This window comes from Alteromonas sp. K632G, from assembly GCF_017653625.1.
Lineage (GTDB): Bacteria > Pseudomonadota > Gammaproteobacteria > Enterobacterales > Alteromonadaceae > Alteromonas > Alteromonas naphthalenivorans.
Window position 1 is genome coordinate 144,315 of record NZ_JAGGDM010000012.1, and the last position, 19,422, is coordinate 163,736.

The 19,422-nt window shown below is 42.7% G+C and carries 16 protein-coding genes and 1 pseudogene; 3 read left to right on the top strand and 14 right to left on the bottom strand.

The features are described 5' to 3' along the window. The first annotated feature begins 158 nt into the window (after positions 1-158). On the top strand, positions 159-416 hold the full coding sequence (locus J5X92_RS13155; RefSeq protein ID WP_208805911.1) for a hypothetical protein: 258 nt from the start codon (positions 159-161) through the stop codon (positions 414-416). 17 nt (positions 417-433) lie between these two features. Here the strand turns inward: J5X92_RS13155 and J5X92_RS21095 are convergent, their stop codons facing one another. From J5X92_RS21095 to J5X92_RS13170, 3 genes are all read right to left on the bottom strand, one after another. Next, positions 434-1,129, bottom strand: coding sequence for a GGDEF domain-containing protein (locus J5X92_RS21095; protein WP_348272398.1), 696 nt, complete (start codon positions 1,127-1,129; stop codon positions 434-436). Between the two features lie 544 nt (positions 1,130-1,673). Beyond that, positions 1,674-2,792: an adenosylhomocysteinase gene (locus J5X92_RS13165; RefSeq protein ID WP_208805912.1), complete on the bottom strand. Its 1,119-nt coding sequence runs from the start codon at positions 2,790-2,792 to the stop codon at positions 1,674-1,676. Between the two features lie 226 nt (positions 2,793-3,018). Continuing rightward, positions 3,019-4,062: a CDP-glycerol glycerophosphotransferase family protein gene (locus J5X92_RS13170; RefSeq protein WP_208805913.1), complete on the bottom strand. Its 1,044-nt coding sequence runs from the start codon at positions 4,060-4,062 to the stop codon at positions 3,019-3,021. Between the two features lie 210 nt (positions 4,063-4,272). Between J5X92_RS13170 and J5X92_RS13175 the strand changes: the two genes are divergently transcribed. Continuing rightward, entirely contained in the window at positions 4,273-5,355 is a 1,083-nt protein-coding gene (locus tag J5X92_RS13175) for an ADP-ribosylglycohydrolase family protein (protein WP_208805914.1), read from the top strand. A 41-nt stretch (positions 5,356-5,396) separates the two neighbouring features. After that, a complete protein-coding gene (locus tag J5X92_RS13180) occupies positions 5,397-5,753 on the top strand; it encodes a RidA family protein (RefSeq protein ID WP_208805915.1) in 357 nt (118 codons plus the stop codon). A gap of 133 nt (positions 5,754-5,886) precedes the next feature. Here J5X92_RS13180 and J5X92_RS13185 read toward each other — a convergent pair whose 3' ends face one another. The 11 genes and pseudogenes from J5X92_RS13185 to J5X92_RS13235 all read right to left on the bottom strand — a co-directional run. Continuing rightward, positions 5,887-7,053, bottom strand: coding sequence for a hypothetical protein (locus J5X92_RS13185; protein ID WP_208805916.1), 1,167 nt, complete (start codon positions 7,051-7,053; stop codon positions 5,887-5,889). 8 nt (positions 7,054-7,061) lie between these two features. Then, complete coding sequence (locus J5X92_RS13190) at positions 7,062-7,751, bottom strand: hypothetical protein (protein ID WP_208805917.1); 690 nt, start codon at positions 7,749-7,751, stop codon at positions 7,062-7,064. Beyond that, positions 7,748-9,925, bottom strand: coding sequence for a hypothetical protein (locus J5X92_RS13195; protein ID WP_208805918.1), 2,178 nt, complete (start codon positions 9,923-9,925; stop codon positions 7,748-7,750). Before J5X92_RS13195 ends, J5X92_RS13190 begins: the two co-directional genes overlap by 4 nt. A 216-nt stretch (positions 9,926-10,141) precedes the next feature. Then, complete coding sequence (locus J5X92_RS13200; RefSeq protein ID WP_126873085.1) at positions 10,142-10,816, bottom strand: hypothetical protein; 675 nt, start codon at positions 10,814-10,816, stop codon at positions 10,142-10,144. Positions 10,817-10,839: 23 nt separating this feature from the next. Continuing rightward, positions 10,840-11,466 carry a hypothetical protein gene (locus J5X92_RS13205; RefSeq protein ID WP_208805919.1) on the bottom strand — a complete coding sequence of 209 codons (627 nt, stop codon included), beginning with the start codon at positions 11,464-11,466 and terminating at the stop codon, positions 10,840-10,842. Between the two features lie 113 nt (positions 11,467-11,579). Beyond that, on the bottom strand, positions 11,580-12,164 hold the full coding sequence (locus tag J5X92_RS13210) for a sigma-70 family RNA polymerase sigma factor (protein ID WP_208805920.1): 585 nt from the start codon (positions 12,162-12,164) through the stop codon (positions 11,580-11,582). Further along, positions 12,161-15,421 (bottom strand): CHAT domain-containing protein, encoded by a 3,261-nt coding sequence (locus tag J5X92_RS13215; protein WP_208805921.1) that lies wholly within the window; start codon positions 15,419-15,421, stop codon positions 12,161-12,163. The genes J5X92_RS13210 and J5X92_RS13215 overlap by 4 nt, the downstream gene beginning before the upstream one ends. Positions 15,422-15,660: 239 nt before the next feature. Continuing rightward, positions 15,661-16,869, bottom strand: coding sequence for a Xaa-Pro peptidase family protein (locus tag J5X92_RS13220; RefSeq protein WP_208805922.1), 1,209 nt, complete (start codon positions 16,867-16,869; stop codon positions 15,661-15,663). A 164-nt stretch (positions 16,870-17,033) separates the two neighbouring features. Then, positions 17,034-17,807, bottom strand: coding sequence for an HAD family hydrolase (locus tag J5X92_RS13225; RefSeq protein ID WP_126873080.1), 774 nt, complete (start codon positions 17,805-17,807; stop codon positions 17,034-17,036). Positions 17,808-17,890: 83 nt separating this feature from the next. Further along, positions 17,891-18,922: an ABC transporter ATP-binding protein gene (locus tag J5X92_RS13230; RefSeq protein WP_126873079.1), complete on the bottom strand. Its 1,032-nt coding sequence runs from the start codon at positions 18,920-18,922 to the stop codon at positions 17,891-17,893. A gap of 10 nt (positions 18,923-18,932) precedes the next feature. Further along, a pseudogene (locus J5X92_RS13235) lies at positions 18,933-19,348 on the bottom strand (carbohydrate ABC transporter permease); the annotation flags it as partial. Positions 19,349-19,422 lie beyond the last annotated feature (74 nt).

Consider the following 19,422-nt stretch of genomic DNA (forward strand, 5'->3'; position numbering starts at 1 on the left):
AATTCATTAGGAATTCGTATTGCCTTAATGAGTTTATCCACTTGTGTTTTTTTTAAACATTACCATTAAAGCACAGTGAAGGGATTTTAATTGGTACGACAAATACAGCATCTTGTCGCATCGAATAACGCAAGTGGAAATGGAAAAGGCAGTGCAATATGGATTTGTTTAGCGATACCCTGTTCGCACTTAGCGTATTTGTTGGTTTCGCTTTTATTGTCGGCTTCTTTGCTTTTATGTATCTATGGGCCAGAAAACAAAAAGGCGCTGCGATAGTGTTTGGTATGTTGATACAGATGATTTTACCCGATCCCAAGGTGCAGCATACTATCGAAATGGTTACCGAAGCTAAGCAAGAAAAAAGCGGACAAGAAGACAAAAGCGAAGATGATAAAGATAAGGACGAGCCAAGCTAGGTTCAATAAAGGCGATATTAATCATTGAAGGTAGCAATGCAGACCGCGTTTTTGCCTTGGTTCTTGGCGCGATATAATGCTTCATCTGCACCCGATAGCATTTGGTTTGCCAAGTCCTGCACTTCGTCCACATTGGTTACAGTCAATTGTTCTGGCATAACACTAACTATACCGAACGAACAAGAAGTACTAAACGTGCACTCGCCTTTACCGAAATCTGTTTTTGCAATGCGCTCACGAATTCGCTCTACCGTAGTCGGCGCATAATTTTCATCTTGTTTGCTGGCAAATAAAATAACGAACTCGTCCCCTCCCAACCGTGCTATACAATCAGACTGGCGAATATTGTCTTTTATAATAGTTGTAATTTGGGTGAGCAACGCATCACCATTAGCATGCCCATATTGATCGTTGATGTTTTTGAAGTTATCTACATCAAATACGCATACCGATAGCCCGCTCAACTCCCCACGTCGCATTAGGTTCACAGCTTCCGTTAAACGTATCTCCAAATAACTGCGTGAGAATGCTTGGGTTAAATGGTCATACATAAGGCGGTTACTCAGCAACCGCCTTTCTTCATAAAGATCATCTATATGTAAAACCAACACCCACGCAATACATGAAGTAACCGAAAATGAGCCTATCCAACTCAACGGCGGTAAATCAACCACCTGAATACCAGTGAACGTATCGCAAAGGCCTGTAATCACTCACACGATATTTGCTACCAACAGCAATAACACCGTATTTGTATTACTATTTTCTTGCCTAATGCGTTGTCGATTAAACACTCTCACGAGTATAAAAATACAATAGGCGGCCAGTACTAAAATCCATGCCCCCCACAACTGGAATAATGCTCCAAACTTTAAGCCTGTGTAGTACTTAGACGTTGAGTAGAAAGCATTATTAAGAAAGTACGGATTGGGCACCATGGTCAACAAGGAAAAAGCACCACAAATTACGTAGCACCACTTCAGAAAAATAGGCACTTCGTATTGAAAAAAGCAATGTAAAAATGCAGACTCAACACTATGGTAAACATAGCCGCAATAACGGTTAGAAACACTAATTCAGCGTATTACGCTTATATGTTAAGAGTATGTTAGCGCAAAAGCATTCTACTCGCTTGCTCTTTCTATAGCGAACTTTGTCAATCTGGTAACGATTGAGGAATTATATTACGCAGCCCCAGAAGGTAGAACCCCTTATAACTTCGATAAACCTATCATCAGCATAATAAGGGGTAGCGCCCTAAAGCGCCGTCTTCCATGCCTTTTCAGGTAGTAAATATAAGCCATTTTTGTGGGTACTACCTTCCCCGACAATATGCCCAATACCAGCTGCCATTACCGCCAAGGTAACGTCGAAAGCATTTAAGCTATCACCATAGCCTGCGGTAAGGTTAAACATAGAGCCATCTGCCAGTAAGAATAGGGTTTTGCCATTCAAGGTATAAGCATTCACATAAGGCATGGGTTCGCTGTGATTGGCATTTTCTTTAAGATATGGCACGTCAATTTCTTGCGCCACATGCCCAACATTTAATATAAAGGTACCTTCTTTCATCGCATCCAAGTGCTTTGCACTTACCACGCCGTAACCACCCGTGGCAGTGGCAATAACATCGGCATCTTTTACCGCATTGCCCAAATCAACCACTGGCCAGCCATCATACTTAGCTTGTAGCGCGCGAGCAGGGTCGAGTTCAGCAACTTGTACTTGTGCACCAAAAGCCTTTGCAGATGCCGCCACGCCCTGCCCCACTAAACCATAACCTATGACCACTACTACTTTTTCATGCAGGGTAAGATGTGTGGTTTGGAAAAACGTTTGCCATGCGCTTAAGCCCACCATATGACGATTGTGTAAACCTTCTTTAACGGGTAAATCGTCCCAGTTAAAAATAGGATATTCAGGCTGCATACCGTTTAACCGCGTAATGCCTGAACCTGTAGCCTCCAAACCCGCAACAATACTCGGAACCGTTTCATTCGATTGCACTTTTTCATGCAAACGTGTGGTTAAATCCGCACCCATTTCACACAAGTGTGTGGGTTTCCAAGCCAAGGCTTTATCAAAAGAATCTGACCAATCGGCGTTACTCATGTCTCGCCATGCATGCGCCGTTGCCCCTTTATCTACCAGATACTTTACTACATCATCTTGAACTGTAGTGGGATTACAAGTTGTCAGAAAAACCTCACACCCACGCGATAATAACCCTTCAACCAATGGGGCCATCTTTAAATCTAGGTGCATATTACAGGCTAACCTAATGCCGTCTAAGCTGGGAAGAGAGGAAATAGCGTCACGAGTGCGCGGCATATGTAAACTGGCCCATGAAAGCTCAGCTTGAAAATCTTGATACATAGAAAAGTCTTAATGTCGAAAAAGGGAAAGCACTATAGTACGCCACAATATCTTTGCTCTACAACTATCAATTTTGAACTGACCTATTGAAATAAAACATTGATATGTATGAAGATAGTTTTATATTGTTATGCTGAACTTCAAGTTAACGATGCCTATACTGCGCGACAAACCCAGCGCGACAAACCCAGCGCGACAAACTCAGCGTTTTAACTCACTGCCATTATCAAAACTTCCAGTAGTTGAGTTTCTTTCTAATTTTGAAGTTTCTTAATAGGTTTCTAGGTTTTTTATCAACCCAATTACTGCCCACCATTTCTTCAACCGCTTTCACCACCCGTTGTGACGACTTTCCGTCTAGGTAGGGGGTAATTGATGGCCCGTATTTTTGAATGCTATCGATAAGTTCGGGCGAAGGTGCCAACGCTTGTTTTATTGCACCTTCTAGCGCATCGCTTTCTGTAATGTTAATAAAACAATCGAGCGGGTCGCGGTTATTTACCGTCACGACAGGTTTATTTAAAAGTAAGAATTCTTGAAAAATAGAGGAATTGTCACAAATCATCACATCCGCTCTGTGCAACGCTTCGATGACTTGATTATTTTCAAAAAACATTAAGTTTTCACTTTCTAACGCTTTGTATTTTTCAACCGTAGAGGCGGCCATTTTCGGGTGCAGTGTCACTAACCACTGCCAGTTCCCGCTTTGACTCAACCGTTTAACCTCATCATAGACGAATTCGGCGCAAGACAAGGATGCAGAGAAAGTAGAACCAAATAGCACCTGTGGTTTATCGAAATGTTCTTTCGATTGATATTGAAATAATGAGTCTAATTTTACCCACCCGGTTTCAACCACATTGTAATGGCCTTTATTACTGCGTGCTAATGTACCCGTGCGTTCAGGCCCTTCTGTGCAATATAAATCGAACAGCCCACGTTCAGGATAAACATTACCTCGCTTACTTTCATTAAGACCATGAAAAACTTGCACTTTAATGCCGGGAATGAAATTTGGCACTCTATCGCCGGGTACGAACACCGCATCAGGTTTAAAGCTTATCGCTTGCTCAATGGAAGCTAATGCCTGCTCGTTTTCGTGTAAAAAGTGTTTGGACGCATCATTTCCCACCACCAACCATTTAACCTGATGACCTTGCTTTATCGCTTCATTGTGTATGGGATGAAGTATGTCGAAGGAGTAATTTTGTTCTACATATAAAAGAAAATTTAAGGGTTTCCCCACAGTACTTGATGGCGATGCATGCATATTCTTACCCTTCAATTTCAAACTTAAACCAAAACAAAACAACGAATAGTAATGAGGCTGCCACTTTTTAGCAAATGGCTTTTGCAATCGTTACACTGCGATCAATATTCACGCAGAATACGTACAAAACCCTTAGATCATTCAATGTTTTTTGCTCATCGATTTTATATTGAAACCGATGGGTATATTAGCTATTAAGGGGAAGACTCAGTGCCATCTGAATTACATAAATCACGGGCAATAGCGGCGCTTAAAAATGCATTTATTGCTGACGCTTTGGCAATGCCAGTACATTGGTATTATAACCCAGCGGACATTTTAAAAGATTTCCCCGGCGGCATTCAGCAATTTGAAGACGCACCATCATTTCATCCCTCCTCTATTATGTCTTTGCATTCCACCAGCGAAGGGGGCCGGTCCAAAGCGTCTAAGCAGGAAAAGAAAAACATTGTAGGCGACGTTATTTTAAAGGGTAAACGACACTATTGGACTGGCGCTAATCAGCATTACCATCAAGGCATGAAAGCCGGAGAAAATACGCTGAATGCGCATTGTGCAAGAGTGCTACTTAACGCTTCAGTACCGGACTATCAACAAGCTGCTTTTTTAGATGAGTACATTAAACTGCTGAGCGCAGATAAGCCAGCTCACCCAGACACCTACGCGGAATCGTATCATAGAGGCTTTTTTGCAAATCTAGTAGCTGGTAAACCTGCCGATAAGTGCGGCGCAGTGACTCACGATACGGCATCTATAGGTGGCCTTGTTACCATTGGGCCTTTAGCGCTCACTTGCGCCCTAAAAGGTGAAAAACTGGATGATATTCAAAATCTATGCAGAAGCCACTTGTATTTAACGCACCCCAGTGACGCGCTAGGTGTAGTTTGTGATTATTATGTCGAACTGCTATATCGATTGCTCTACCGCACGGACGAATCGCCTCAAGACATACTTGAAGATATTGCCCTACGGGGGAATCATCTATCTTTGGCAAAGCTGGTTGCCAAGAATAAAAGTGATATCGAAATTGTGGGTCGTCAATTCTCTCCTGCATGCTACATTTCTGATGCATGGCCCAGTGTGCTGTATTTTGCTTATTGCTACGCAGAAGGTGGAAAAAAAGCACTCACAGCCAACGCCAATGTTGGAGGAGATAACGTGCACCGTGGTTTTGTATTAGGTACACTCGTAGGTTTGATTGAAGGCGCGCCAATTCGCGACATGTTTGAACAACTTGCTGATACAGAAGCGTTAGAGCATGAAATTCAGCAAGCTTGTAAAGATAAAGAATAAACCATTGAAACTTCAAGATTAAAAGCACGGACACTCAAACAATGACCATAGAGCGAATAGAAACAAAACAGCGTATGAGCCGTATAGTAAAACATAACGGCACCATCTATTTATGCGGCCAAGTGTGCGCAGATGCTACCCAAGGTATTGCCGAACAAACCCAAACCATGTTAGATAAAGTGGATACCTTGCTAGCACAAGCGGGTAGCGATAGAGAGCATATTTTATCAGCCACTATTTACATTAAAAGCATGGAATACTTCGCCGAGATGAACGCCGTATGGGATAACTGGGTACCAGAAGGCCATGCCCCTGCTCGCGCTTGCGTTACCGCAGATATGGCCCGTGAAGCTTTGTTAGTTGAAATAACAGTAGTCGCTGCTGAGAAGTGTGAATAGGCCATAGCGCTTGTTCCAGGCTTCGATGCACCTTTGAATTAATCACCACTCGCCATCAAGACACATTAGAGGCGAACTTCAAAGGTGCGCAACTGTCATGTTTAAATGAAGCAGCCTATGCCGTAAACTTACTTTAGTTACTGGAAAAAAAACTGGGCGCCAATTTCTTTAGTGATTCTGGTCTTATATTTACCGCTGCAAGGTTTGCATTATATTGAGGGGCCAATCTTAAACGTAATGTATGCACTAATTCTTCAGGCGTGTATACGCGCTCTGGCTTCCCTTGTGCAATGACGTCCAAGTCAATTTGATTGCTTAAAGGGTCCCAATTTATATTTGTTGGAATGAATTTTCCGGTTACACCGGAAGGTACATTTATTACAGAGTCTTTGATTGCGGAGTCTTTGATTGCAGATTCATTGAGTGAAGCGTCGCCGACTGAGGCGTCCCCCCATTGATTCTCTGGCACCTCGCTATCATTAAGACCCGCCGTTTTATCTACTGGAACTTGCTCTTTAAGGTCTTTCAGCGTCATTAGCCTGCTTAATTGTTGACGCCAAAATGGCGCACCTAACCCAGCGAGGAATCCTGTCAATACGCAGCCAAAAACCCATTCAATAGAGATTCGATTTATACCTGGCGCTATGGGTCCAACTGAAAATGTTTTACTCTCTAAATCAGAGCGTTGATTTAACCTACTTCTTAACTCAATCATTATCGCCCCTGCGTTAGTCGGGTCGTCCTCTGCCTCAAGCCTAGTGTTTAAACTCTCAATTTGACTTTGAAGAAGGGTCATATCTTCGGCATCAGTACTTTCAAGCTCATTTATCAATGACAAGCTGCTGATATTTAATGCCAAGGCAACAATGGTGGCAACACATGCGACTTTAACGCCTGTCCTCAAACGAAATCGACTTGTGGCACTATGATCACATTTTGCGATTCTATCGGGTAATACTTGCGCTAATTTATCAGCCTTTTTTGGTGCTGATACTTTACTGGCGGACGATAAAATATTATTCAACAATACTGACCTATTTAAATATGGCTTTGCTTTTTCACGCTCATATGCCATTAAGGTATTAAGCTTTTCTAGCACATGTGCGCTTTGTGCTGCAGTAAAATCGACATCATGTATTAAAGACAACCGGACTTCTTCAACTACACATTCACACCAATAATCGTAGCCACGGGTTCGAGAGCCAATCATAGACATGAGCTTATCTGTAGTCAGTGCTGAAAACTCAGCAACGGTAATGATCACTAAGGTCAGCACTATAGCGGTATCAAGATAATCCATAACTCACCTCACAAATCTAAAGATAAAATATCGTTTTTAAATTTAGGAATAAACCGGTTGGCATTTTGAATAAAATCAACAGCAGGAAGCATATAGCCCTTACTCCCATTCCCAGCGATATGCATGCCCAATAGTGTTTCTCCATCATCGCTAAGAACAGGTGAACCACTATCACCAGCCATGGTCTCTCCATCGTAGCTTGCAATAAGGCGATGAACTGCCTGCAGACGGCTAAGTTCAGGCCCATAGGTAACAATTTGTTGATTACCTCTTTTAGCACATACATTGGATAGAGTGACTTTGCCACGCGGGCTGTGCATGATGGCGGTCTTTGGTAATTCATCCATGTAATACAGTATTTTTGTTGGTACTGGACCGGGAATAGCCTTGCTTGCAAGCTCGAGGTTCTTTGGCTCTACTTTGGCAAACGCCACATCGAAGCTCCATGTATCAGTACCTAGCGGGGCGATACTTCCGCAAATATCGTTATAGTGCGCAATAACGTTTCCGCCATGCTCTATGGTGGCCTGCTGACAAGGCTGCTTTACGTTTGTCGCTAATAATCCAAATAGATGAAAACAACTTACAAGATAGTGCTCAACGGGTGAATTTTTTCGGATACGGCGTATTAATGCGACCGCACTGCCTTGGTCGTACTTTGATTTCTTTGCAGTATCGATAACCTTTATATAGCTCATTGCACTTTCCCCTCTTGTAAAATTTCAATCTTGGCTTTTATTTCCTCATGATTACTGAACTTCAAATCGCTGTATCTTAATGTATTTGCCCCTGTAAACCGCTGAAGTGATTTGTTAATCGTCACTTTTGCTTGAGCGGCTAAATCCTCTACTTTATCTACATAAAGTGTTGGACAGATTGAATCTAGGTCACGCAGTGTTACGGTTAATACACCTTCACTAAAATCAGAATAGGCTAACGTAAAATCGTCACCGCAATCTCCAGCTTCCATTGGCGTGCGTAATGCACATTTCAGCCTTCCTACATCGTCATCGGCTTCGCAAACATCAGATGTTGAACTTAAGGCATTGTTTAAACTGGGGTGAGGCGTAAGATAATCGTTGCTGGTAATGTTTTTGCAATTAAGCTTTTTGAGTAAGGGGTCTGAGGTAAGCTTCTCAAGTAAGATCTTCTTAATCGCCTCTATATTTTTCGTTTCTGAAGGGATAGAAAACGACCCAACAAGAGCCAGTTCTCCTGAAATGGTACTTCCTAGTAGGGCTGGATTTTCCAAAACAATACCATTCGCATGTGTTCCCATTACCGGGTAGCCAATAACACCGAAGGTTTCATTCCATGTATTGGTTTTGCTATTTTCGCAGTTTTTCAACGCTGCTTGTGATGCCTCTTTAACTTTCTCTTTCGCAGCATCACTTTCAGTTTTTTTAACTGCCTCTGTAATCGACACATTAATAATGGCATGCTGAGTGCTGCTATCTTTCACTTTAATCGTAAAAGCTTCACCCGCTTTTGCCTCGCCTGTAAGCGTAACGATAACTCCAGATCCTCCTGCCACCGTCGAGACGTTTACCGATGAGTTAGGCGTTCTAGTTAACTGTGCGGAATAAGGCTTAGTTCCACCAGATACTTCAACAATTGCCGTTTGAATTACGCCCTGTGTGAATGCTAAAGAGGAATGATCGAGTGTTAGCTGGGTAGTAATATTATCAGTATGGGCACCACAAGATTTAAACGTAGCTTCATTTAAGTTGAGGGGCATCGCCAATAAACCATTTAATTCGCTGGCTCTTGCCAACATAATTTGACGCTTCGCTTGCATCTCTCCCATGGCAACGCTGATGTTAGAAATGACTTTTTCGTAAACGCTTATAATCGCATTTTTAACGTTCTCAGCGTTTCCTTTGGGATTATTATCAAGGCCACTACTAGACTCCGCTAACATTTCATTGATAACAGTATCCGTATTGGAACCTCCCTCACTAGCGAGTGTGGTTTGTAGTATTTGAGCGAAGTCTAGCCCGGGCGTAAAATATTGTGCGTAATCACTCAATGCAGCTATTTGCGAGCCGATACTATCTGTACTCGCCAATGTTGACGTTAAGGCTTCATCAACGGCCACACGAATGTTATCCACTTGCGCAAATACCCTAGGCCCAATCGTGGAAGACTTTGCAAGCAAGGTGTTGGTGCTTTGAAGTAACTGTGCGGCCCGTTCTCTGTCGCTGTCTACCACCTTTAGCTGTGCTTGGGCTGCCGCCTTTAAGCTTTTGCTTGCGTCATCGTTAAGAAACAGTTGGTTCATGTTATTGGTCAAGTTTCCAGCCGCTATGGCGTACTCGTCCATTGCGCTACGAAGCCGTTTGACATTGTCTTGTATATGCTGATAATTGCTGGTAATTCCCACCATAGGGCTAACAATATCTTTTATGCACACCATTGCTCGCATACCAGCAATATACTGTGCACGCCTGCCAACATTTTCATTTGCCGTTCCTAGATGATAGGCGCCCCCTCCGAGCAACCCCGCCGCTTTGAACGTATCAATATTGGCCTCGAATGCTGCTAAACCCAATGTTACTGTGCCAAGAGCAATCAGGCCTTGGCTTAAGTCTTGGCTCTGCTTAGCATCTTCTAAAAGCTTTCTGCGGTAGCCGTCGTAAGTGTAATCGACGTAAGCCATTGCCCGCTGAAGCTCTACGTCGCTTGACTCACACATAGTGCACGGTCTTATGAATTCGGGGCGAGGATCTTCAACATAAGGAAAAGTAGTACAGCCAAACAGCGAGCTTGCTAAAATACACATTGAGGATATTCGACTCGCGGTTTTATGTCGGTTCAATGACTTACCGAAAAGCGACTTGCCAAATTTGGCATGGTAATTAGTATTCATCACGTTCATGTTGCCCTCACAATCCATTTTTATTGGTATATAGGAGCAGTGCATGCACATTGATGATTCTCTCACCTAAATAATACTTTTTATCTTTTAGGGGGGAGACAATACAAATGATGGGATAATAAAAAAAGGATTAAGCTGAGCCAGGCTTAACTTCTAGCCCAGCGCAACTACAAAGTAAGAATACAGCTAGCTAATTCGCGGTTGCGGTACCTATGTACCTATACCACCACCATGGGTAGTATTGTGTTTTAAAACTTCGAATAAATCTTTATCATGCGAATGAGAGCCATCACCATCGTGATCATGAGCTCCATTGTTACTAAATTGCTTATCTCTATGAAAAACACGATACGTCATCCCATTTTGATTACCCCGATAAACGTATATTTGCATGGAATGGGGATGATCTGTCACGGGTTGAGCACCTTCTGTTCCGTGTTTAGGGTTATCTAAAGTCGGTATATACAGAACCGTAAAATTTCCCGTTTCATAAACCTGATAGCAATTTCCGCTATAGCTGATATCGTCAATATTATCTTTGTCAATTCCACTAGCGCCTGTAAATCCAACACTTATATTAGGTTTTGGCGTGTTTTGGCTTTTTGATTCGAACCTACAAGTATTTTCAAGCGCTAAAGCACTGCCACTTTTATCTAAAATTAGCGCTCCAAACCCGTTTATTCGTTGTGATTGAAGGGCGTCATCCGCCCCGCGAGTATCTATATCATTACCTAAAAATTCGACGTCATAACTAGCAGTAATTTTCGATAGCATGCACTCTGCATCGTCATCGTTGCACTCTTTATTTTCATGTGAACAACCAAGTAAGGTTAAAAGTAATAATGTCAGTCCTACGGTTGATATCATTTTTTTGAATAAAGTCATTAGGGTCCGCTCCTAGTTATTGACTAATTAAATTGTATTAACCCACTGTGCAGTGGTGTTTTTGTTGTATTGTTGTAGCCTGACACTTCAAAATCGTATACTCCTGATTCAAAGTGCTGTAATCCCATGTTTATGAAAATTTCGCTTGTAGAAGTTAAATGTAAAGCGCTTGTCGTGAACACTTGCTCTCCTTTTTGATTGGTTAACGTGAACCCATATTTGGGATAATCAAATTCAGGTATTTCAGTATCAACGTAAATTGCAAACACGAGCTGGCTGTCCGATTGAGTCACCTTAACCGCATCAAATTCTGAAGCTCGAACATTCGCCATTTCCAAGCGATAAACATTTAAATCGGAATTTGGTGCTAAGCGCTGAGAGGTATTGAACGGCGTTGGCATTAATAAAACGAGAATCAATGCAGCGGCGGCTGCCCAAAGCGGAATTGGCTGCTTCCACACGCGAGGTTTGCTTTGAATAGGCGTTACCTTATCTACGCTGTTTGCTTGCATTCCCTTGTACAAACGCTCTGTAAGCTCTAGTTGATCTAAACACGCTTGGTTAGACAAAAAATAAGCTTCAAACTCCGCTTCTTCACTCGGTGTCATTCTACCTAGCACATACCGTTCTATTCTTTCATCTTGCTTCACTACGCAAACTCCTAACCATGAATACTCTGGGTCTATTGTTTGTGAAATGCCTATGCTCTTGCGTACTAACGTCTTGTGCACTAACTAGGCCAAACCTCTCAGTGAAATTCATATCAGTTATCTTCCATTACCGCTAACCACAGCGTTTTAAACCGCTGTTTGCAGCGATAAAGCACATTGTCGAAGTTTTTAGCGTTAACATTTAGTTCGTTACAAATCAGACTTTTATCTTGTTCATGTATATAGTAACGATGGAGTAATTCTCTATCTCTCGGTGTATTCAACTCTTTAATAACCGTTTGAACAAGCAAGCCCAAGTTATGTCGTTCTAATACATCCTCGGGCGATTGTGTTAACGGGCCAGAATACTCAGACTCCAACGCTTCCCCTATACCCGTTTGTTGGCGCTTAACGTCACTTTTTCTAAAATGCATCAGTAGCTGATTTTTCGCCGTCTGAAGAATAAACGCTGACAACTTTGTGGCATCTCGTAGTTCATTATTCCTAATACGTTCAATGACGATGCGCCACGTTTCTTGGCTAATATCTTCAGCCAAATCAGGGTCGTGACATTTTCGCCTAAGCACAAAGCGTAACCCCCTTTCATAACGCTCTATCATTTGTAATTCTGCGGCAGTATCTCCCGCTAAAATCCCTTTCACGATAGTGGCTGCAATATCGCTCTCAGACTCAGTCATGCCGCGTTACCATGCAGAACAAATCCCGCCCAGTAATAGGGCGATCGCCACGGGCGAGTTCCATTTTTTCTTTTGTGATTTTTCACCGCCACTTTCGCTTTTTCTAATGCTTCAGAGATGGGTAATTCGTGTTGTAGTAAATAACGATAAAACTCCTTTATCAGCTTCGCTGTTGCATCATCTTGTACTTGCCACAAACTGCCTATAACACTATGTGCTCCAGCTTCGATGAAGGCGCGGGTTAAGCCAAGCATGCCTTCGCCCTCTATCAAGTGTCCTTGGGTAGTTTCGCAACCACTTAACACAACAAGTTGGGCCTTTAGCCTAAGCCGCCTGATTTCCGAGGCAAACAGCAAATTGTCGGCACTTGAAGCGTTTGATAAAACGAGTCCACCCAATTCAGGCACTTGATTATTTGCTAGCCCATGTGTCGCCATATGTAAGATATTAAAGGTAGATAAATCTAATTCTGCTAACGCTTGTTTACTGGCTTTACCTTTATTTAGAAGGGTTATCGGTTGAGCAGAGAACTCGTTTATGTAACTTGCCTCTTTTGCTGTATAAGGCAATGAGGAAGACTGAAAACCATAGACTAGCGGGCTGCTTTGGTCTTTTGGCATAGTCTTCATTAAAGGGTCTGCCACAACAAGAATACTGCCTTCATCCACAGCCGTAGCGTAATTATCTCTTCTCGAATCTACTATGTTTTGTAAAGAATGTTGATAGCTTACTGACCACCCGCTCTGCGCGGGGGAAGATGTTGACAGTAATGAAAATGGTAAACGGGTTAACGCGCCATCCGGTATTACAATTAAATTCGTTTTGCCTTTGAATAGATACTCTGCATTGCTAGGAAAAAGTGTATTGCGTAGCTCTGCCACCTCTTTACGCATTTTACGCAAAGGCAGTTTTTGCGATATCACATTCAGTACAGCGCCCACACGTTCACTAAAAAAACGCTCATGTTCACTCTTAAAGCTTACAATCTGCTGCTGATCAATAAACCACAACCTAGACTCCACTTCTGCGGTATCAATAAATAACACCACGTCATGCTCTGTTAAAGACTGCTGAAGTTGGGCCAATGATTTGGCCGAAAATTTAGCGGTAGACTGCGGAACAACATAATTGTCACTCTCAAGCTGATATAACGCTTCTGACAATACCCGTATTTCTCTGATGGTCTGTTTTCGCTGCTGTGTTTCAATTTGTGTACTAAGCTCAATCAATTTCACCTGCTGTTTTTGATTGAGCTTTTTTTGTTCACGTTGAATGTCGTTATTAGTATTGTTGTCGCGGTAAAGCCCGTACCCTATGGTTCGTGATCGCGCCCCCTCAGCAAGTAATAAGCTCTGCTCTGCCGAAAGTGAGTTATCAACACGAACCAGCAAACTGACCACCTTCTGGTAGGTAGAGAAATACCCCCTACGTAAATCGGTTCGCTTTATTTTTGAAAAAATGTCGTTGATCTGCTTGCTAATATCACGGCCTATTTGTAGTGCAAGTACTGGGTCGAGATGGGCTACTTCATTGGCATAGGCATATGTACTTTCTAACTGTGACAACGTGGAGCGCGTTTGAATAAGTTTGCTCGTTCCTTTGTTAAAATAGGTCTCAGCACTTTTAATGTTACCCATGGATGCATGCAGCGTGGCCATTTGTATTTGTGCTAAGCCGATTGACCGAATATCTTGCGTTTGCATCAGAACATTTAACGCATTTTGCTGATATTTCATTGCTTCATCTTTGCTACCAAGTAACGTAAGGGCATGCGCTAGATTTGAAGCAGCAATAGCATGCTCATAATCCGTGGCAATTCCGTCAGTGTTAAACAAGTAACTCTCTATTCGCTCTTTCGCCTGTTGATGCTCTCCAAGTTGCATGTTGAGTAAACCAACAAAAAAGTCGATTTCACTCGCCCCCTTTGGGGCATTCAATTTAAAAAATCTGCGCTTTGCTATATCAAACGTATCCTTCGAATAGATATACTGCCCCGTTGCCTGCAGAAGCTTCGCTTTTTCTACATTAGCCCACGCATCTAAATATGCATGCTTAAACCTACCGCTTAGCTTTAGCGCCCGTGTAACATGATGATTGGCTTGCTCGATATTGCCTAGTTGTCGATACACACCCGAGAGTTTGATATGCAAGTTCGTGATTGCGTAGTTATCTGAAACTTGGGTTGCTAATTTCTTGGCAAGAACGTATTGCTGCATGGCGTTGTTAAAATCGCCCGTGTGATAAAACAGCCATCCTAAAGAGGTCATGCTTTTAATAGCATTTGACACATCACCTTGTTCCAAGAAAATTTTGCTGGTTTCTTCAAAGGCCGCTACAGCATTTAAATAGCTTCCTTTTTCAATTTCTATTGACGCTTCTAACTCTTTCGCCTCTGCATACAACAAGGGATAGTGCCCAGAACTTAGATGGTGGAACACAATGCTTAAGTACGCCACCGCGGTATCAAATTCACCTTTTTCATAAATATAGTGACTCGCTAAGTCATTATGAATTTTAATAAGGTAGGATTGGGGAATAGATGTCTGCTGTAAAATACGTTTCAGTAAATCAGCTTGATTGTCGTATTCTCCAAGGTAGTGGCTCACTATGGATTGCATATAGGCACTGAAAACAATGAGAGAGTGATCTTCTAACGATGTTGCAATATTCTCTGCTTTTTCATAGTGCGAACGCACATCATGTAAGGCTTCTTTATACTCCATCTCTGCAAGCTGATTTTCTGCCGCAGACCACGTTAAGGAAGCGAATTGAATGGCATTGTAGAAATTCCTATGAGCATCCAATCCGGTACCAATTGCACTAAATAAGATATCGCTGCGACCTTGCGTTGGCGATGATGCCGAAGTATCTATTTCAACGTAACAAATGACACAGTCGTTCGCATCGAAGAGTAGGTATTCAGGTTGTCTATAGGCGGCTGGAATATCAAGAGTGAGTAAGGGCTTGCTAGTTTCATATTCATCGCCATAAAGCGCTAAGCGAACATTTGCTGCTGATTGCGTTGCTTTAATAAGCACTGTCACACCCGACGTAGGGATAACTCTAAACGTTGTTTTTTCATTAAGGCTTACTTGGAAATTCGCCGTGGTAGCGTCCGATACTGTCACGGTGGGAAGCAATGTATTTTCTTCCGCCCATCCAGAAAAAGAAAACACATAAAGCACAGAAATAAAGAAAGGGAAACCACATAGCAAAGCTAGTGATCTTTTGATGAAAGAGACGCTTGGAGTTTCCATACATGCTTTTACGCCACCAAAGTATCGTTCAAAAAATACACTAATTTATTTGAACACTCAAGTCGCCTCATACTAGCAGGCCTTATTTACCTGGCCTTGGATTTTTCTTTTTTCCTCTAACGAACTGCAATACGCCTCTAAACGAGTACTAGTGGAGATCATTCTCGTATAAGCCTGCAATATCAAATACATTCAGAACCTAATATTCTTGTCATAGCGAATCACTGCAAACATGGCTTTTAAAAAGGCTCATCGATAGCTTTGCTTGGTTCAGTGAACCACACTGCGCCAGTGTCAGATACATAAAAGTGATCTTCCAAACGAATACCAAACTCGTTGGGAACCACTATCATGGGCTCATTGCTAAAGCACATTCCTGGTGCTAAGGGGTGTGGATTATCTTTCACCAAGTATGGCCACTCGTGAATATCCATACCAATGCCATGCCCTGTTCTATGGGGTAAACCTGGTAGATTATAATCTGGGCCTAAGCCATCGGACGCTAAGCTGTCTCGCGCGGCCTTATCAACATCTCCACAGGGTAGGCCTGGCTTTACTGCATTAAAGGCTGCGTACTGCGCGCGTTTTTCACTTTCCCACATCGCCTTTTGTTTCGCTGTTGGCTTACCAAAGCAGTAGGTTCGCGTAATATCAGATAGATACCCATGAACTTTGCAGCCGGTATCAATAAGTACTAAATCGTTTTCTTTCAATACTTGCGGGTCTTTTACCCCATGTGGAAATGACGTTGCTGTACCAAAAAGTACAATGCAAAAGTAGTTGCCACTGGCACCCACTTTTTTGTGAGCATCATTGATAAAGGCTTCTACTTCTGTGGTAGTAATCCCTGTATAGAGCATACTGGCTGTAGCCTTATGCACTGCGAGAGTCATATCCATAGCACGCTGTATAAGCGCAAGCTCATTAACCGATTTGTGCATTCGGCAGTGGGCAGTAATCTCTGCGCCATTAATAATGCTGGCGCCTTCAGGAAGGGCCTTATTAAACCCGTCAACAACGAAAAATTGGGTCGATTCATCTACCGCGATTTTCTTGCCACCAGCAGTATCAATTTCACCCACTAAACGAGCAACCAGTGCATAAGGGCTTTCATGCTCTTGCCACCCAATAATGTCACCCTCGATGAGTTTACGCTCTTCAAGGGAGTCAATTTCAAAATAAGGTGCCACGTAGATAATATCGCCAGAGGCAGGAAGAATAGCGCCCACTAAACGCTCGCTGGCATACCATTGCATGCCCGTAAAGTAAGATAAGTTAGTGCCGGCATTAAGGTACAGCGCAGCAATACAATTTTGCTGCATATATTGCTGAGCTTTATCTATGCGAGATAAGTATTCACTTTTTTGAATAGGCGCTACATCGCTAGTCATATTTGAAAGACTACCCAGTGCTTCTTCCTTTGTTTTCCCGCCAATCAGTGTTGTCATAACCTGCCCTTATAATGTTATTCGTCGATAAAGCAGGTGCACTGTACAACACTGAAGTGAAAAGTCGAGAAGCCAGTTAAAGGATCATTCATCCCCTGCCTGCTTGGGTAATTTAAGCGTAAATGTGGTGTCTCGATCGCTCGACTCTTAAAAAAACGCCCTGCCTAAACACTTATTTTTAAGCTGGGGTAAAGATTGAAAAACTCACACCAATGAGAAATCGACGGTACCTCTTTTTTCTTATCTGCGCTAATTGGTTTATTCTTATCTGCGCCAATTGGTTTATTCTTATCTGCGCTAATTGGTTCATTCTTATCTGCGCTAATTGGCAGTACACCTTTAAAATGACTCGCGCCGGTATATTTCACCACCTGCATATCGGCAGCTAGTGCACCTTGAATACCCGCTTCTGAGTCTTCAATAACTAAACAATGCTTAGGCTTAACACCTACTTTCGATGCCGCAAGTAAAAATATATCAGGGGCTGGCTTCCCATTTACAACTTCTGTACTTGTGGTAATGCGCCCTTCAAAAAAAGAAAGAAGACCTGTTGTTTCTAGCGCAAACGCCACACGCTCTGGACTGCTGCTGGTCGCAATACAATTTTTCACGTTCAAATGCGCTAATACATCATTTAACTGGGGAGTCGTTTGTAACTCTTCAGCAAACACTTTTAACAGTGCAGTTAGGTAGTTATCTCGAAACTCAGCCGGAAGCATGACATTGAAATCAGCTAAAATCTGCTTTTGTGCAGACTCGTAACTTTGGCCTAGAAAATACGTATCGAAGTAGTTGCTTGTAACCTCTACACCTAAGTCGCCTAGCATGGCGATAATGACCCGTTTACACAGCACTTCACTATCGACTAATACGCCATCACAGTCGAAGATCACAAGTTCAATGTCTGTAGTGTCGAGGGAGGTTTTACTGCTACCCATTTAATAATCCTTGTATCTTTCGTCCTTTAAAAACGTGCAGGCTATTGTTGAATGCAATAACCCGCACATTAACTAAAAACGAATTATGCTACACGCTCTTCGCCCCAAGAAAGTGAGGGAATGGTTACGCCATCCTTGTCAAAATGCATAATTTTACTTTCTGCGGCAGTTAGGTTGACCACATCGCCATAGCTCACCGGACAATCACCGTCAGCTTTAACCGTGAGCGTACCAGCACCTTCTACATGCACATGTAAAAAGGTTTCTGAGCCAAGATGCTCCACTACACCTACCTTGCCTGACCACAACCCTCGCTCTTGGGTAATTTTTAAGTGTTCTGGTCGCACGCCTATGGCATGTGTATCGTCGCCGGCTTTAGGCATCACATCAATGAAATTCATTTTAGGCGAGCCAATAAACCCAGCTACAAAGCGGTTAACTGGCTTTTGATATAGCTCTAATGGCGTGCCGACTTGTTCGATAATACCGCCATTGAATACCGCTATACGATCGGCCATGGTCATGGCCTCCACCTGATCGTGCGTTACATAAATCATGGTGGTATCTAAACTTTTATGAAGTTCTGATATTTCTAGGCGCATGTTCACTCGAAGTGAAGCATCCAGGTTAGACAATGGCTCATCGAACAAAAATGCCGAAGGTTGGCGCACAATAGCACGGCCAATCGCCACACGCTGACGCTGACCACCTGATAATTGACCCGGCTTGCGATCAAGATAATCGGTTAGGTTCAGCATTTTAGCCGCTTTTTCAATTTTTTCGTCAATCACAGCAGGCGCTACTTTTGCGCGCTTAAGCGGAAACGCAATATTACTGCGAACAGACATATGCGGGTATAACGCGTAAGACTGAAATACCATGGCTAAACCACGTTTGGCAGGCGGCATATTTGTGGCGTCTTCACCGTCAATATCAATGTTGCCGCTAGTCGTATCTTCAAGTCCTGCAATCATGCGAAGTAAGGTAGATTTACCGCAGCCCGATGGCCCAACGAACACAATGAATTCACCGTCACGGATATGTAAATCTAGCGGTTTAATAACATTTACGTCGCCAAAGCTTTTTGTCACTTGCTTTAAAGTAATGCTTCCCATTGGAATACTCCTACTTAACCGCGCCGAAACTTAATCCGCGCACTAATTGTTTTTGACTGAACCAACCAAGAATAAGGATTGGCACCACAGCCATCACAGAGGCTGCTGATAATTTCGCGTAAAATAAGCCTTCTGGGCTTGAATAACTGGCAATAAAGGCAGTTAACGGTGCTGCATTCGCGGCGGTAAGAATGAGTGTCCAAAAGGCTTCATTCCACGCCAAAATAACGTTTAGCAGCAAGGTTGACGCAATCCCGGGTAAGGCGATTGGTAGTAACACGTGAAAAATTTCTTCTTTAATGCCAGCGCCGTCCATTCGTGCCGCTTCAAGAATTTCATGAGGGATTTCTCTGAAATAGGTGTAAAGCATCCCACCATGATAGGTAAGTTAATGAGTGTCATTACAATCACCAAACCTAAGCGTGACGTGCTCCAATAGATTCACACACCCAGTTAAGAGATAATTATCTCAACTGGAGTGTATATGAAAACCCGAAAAA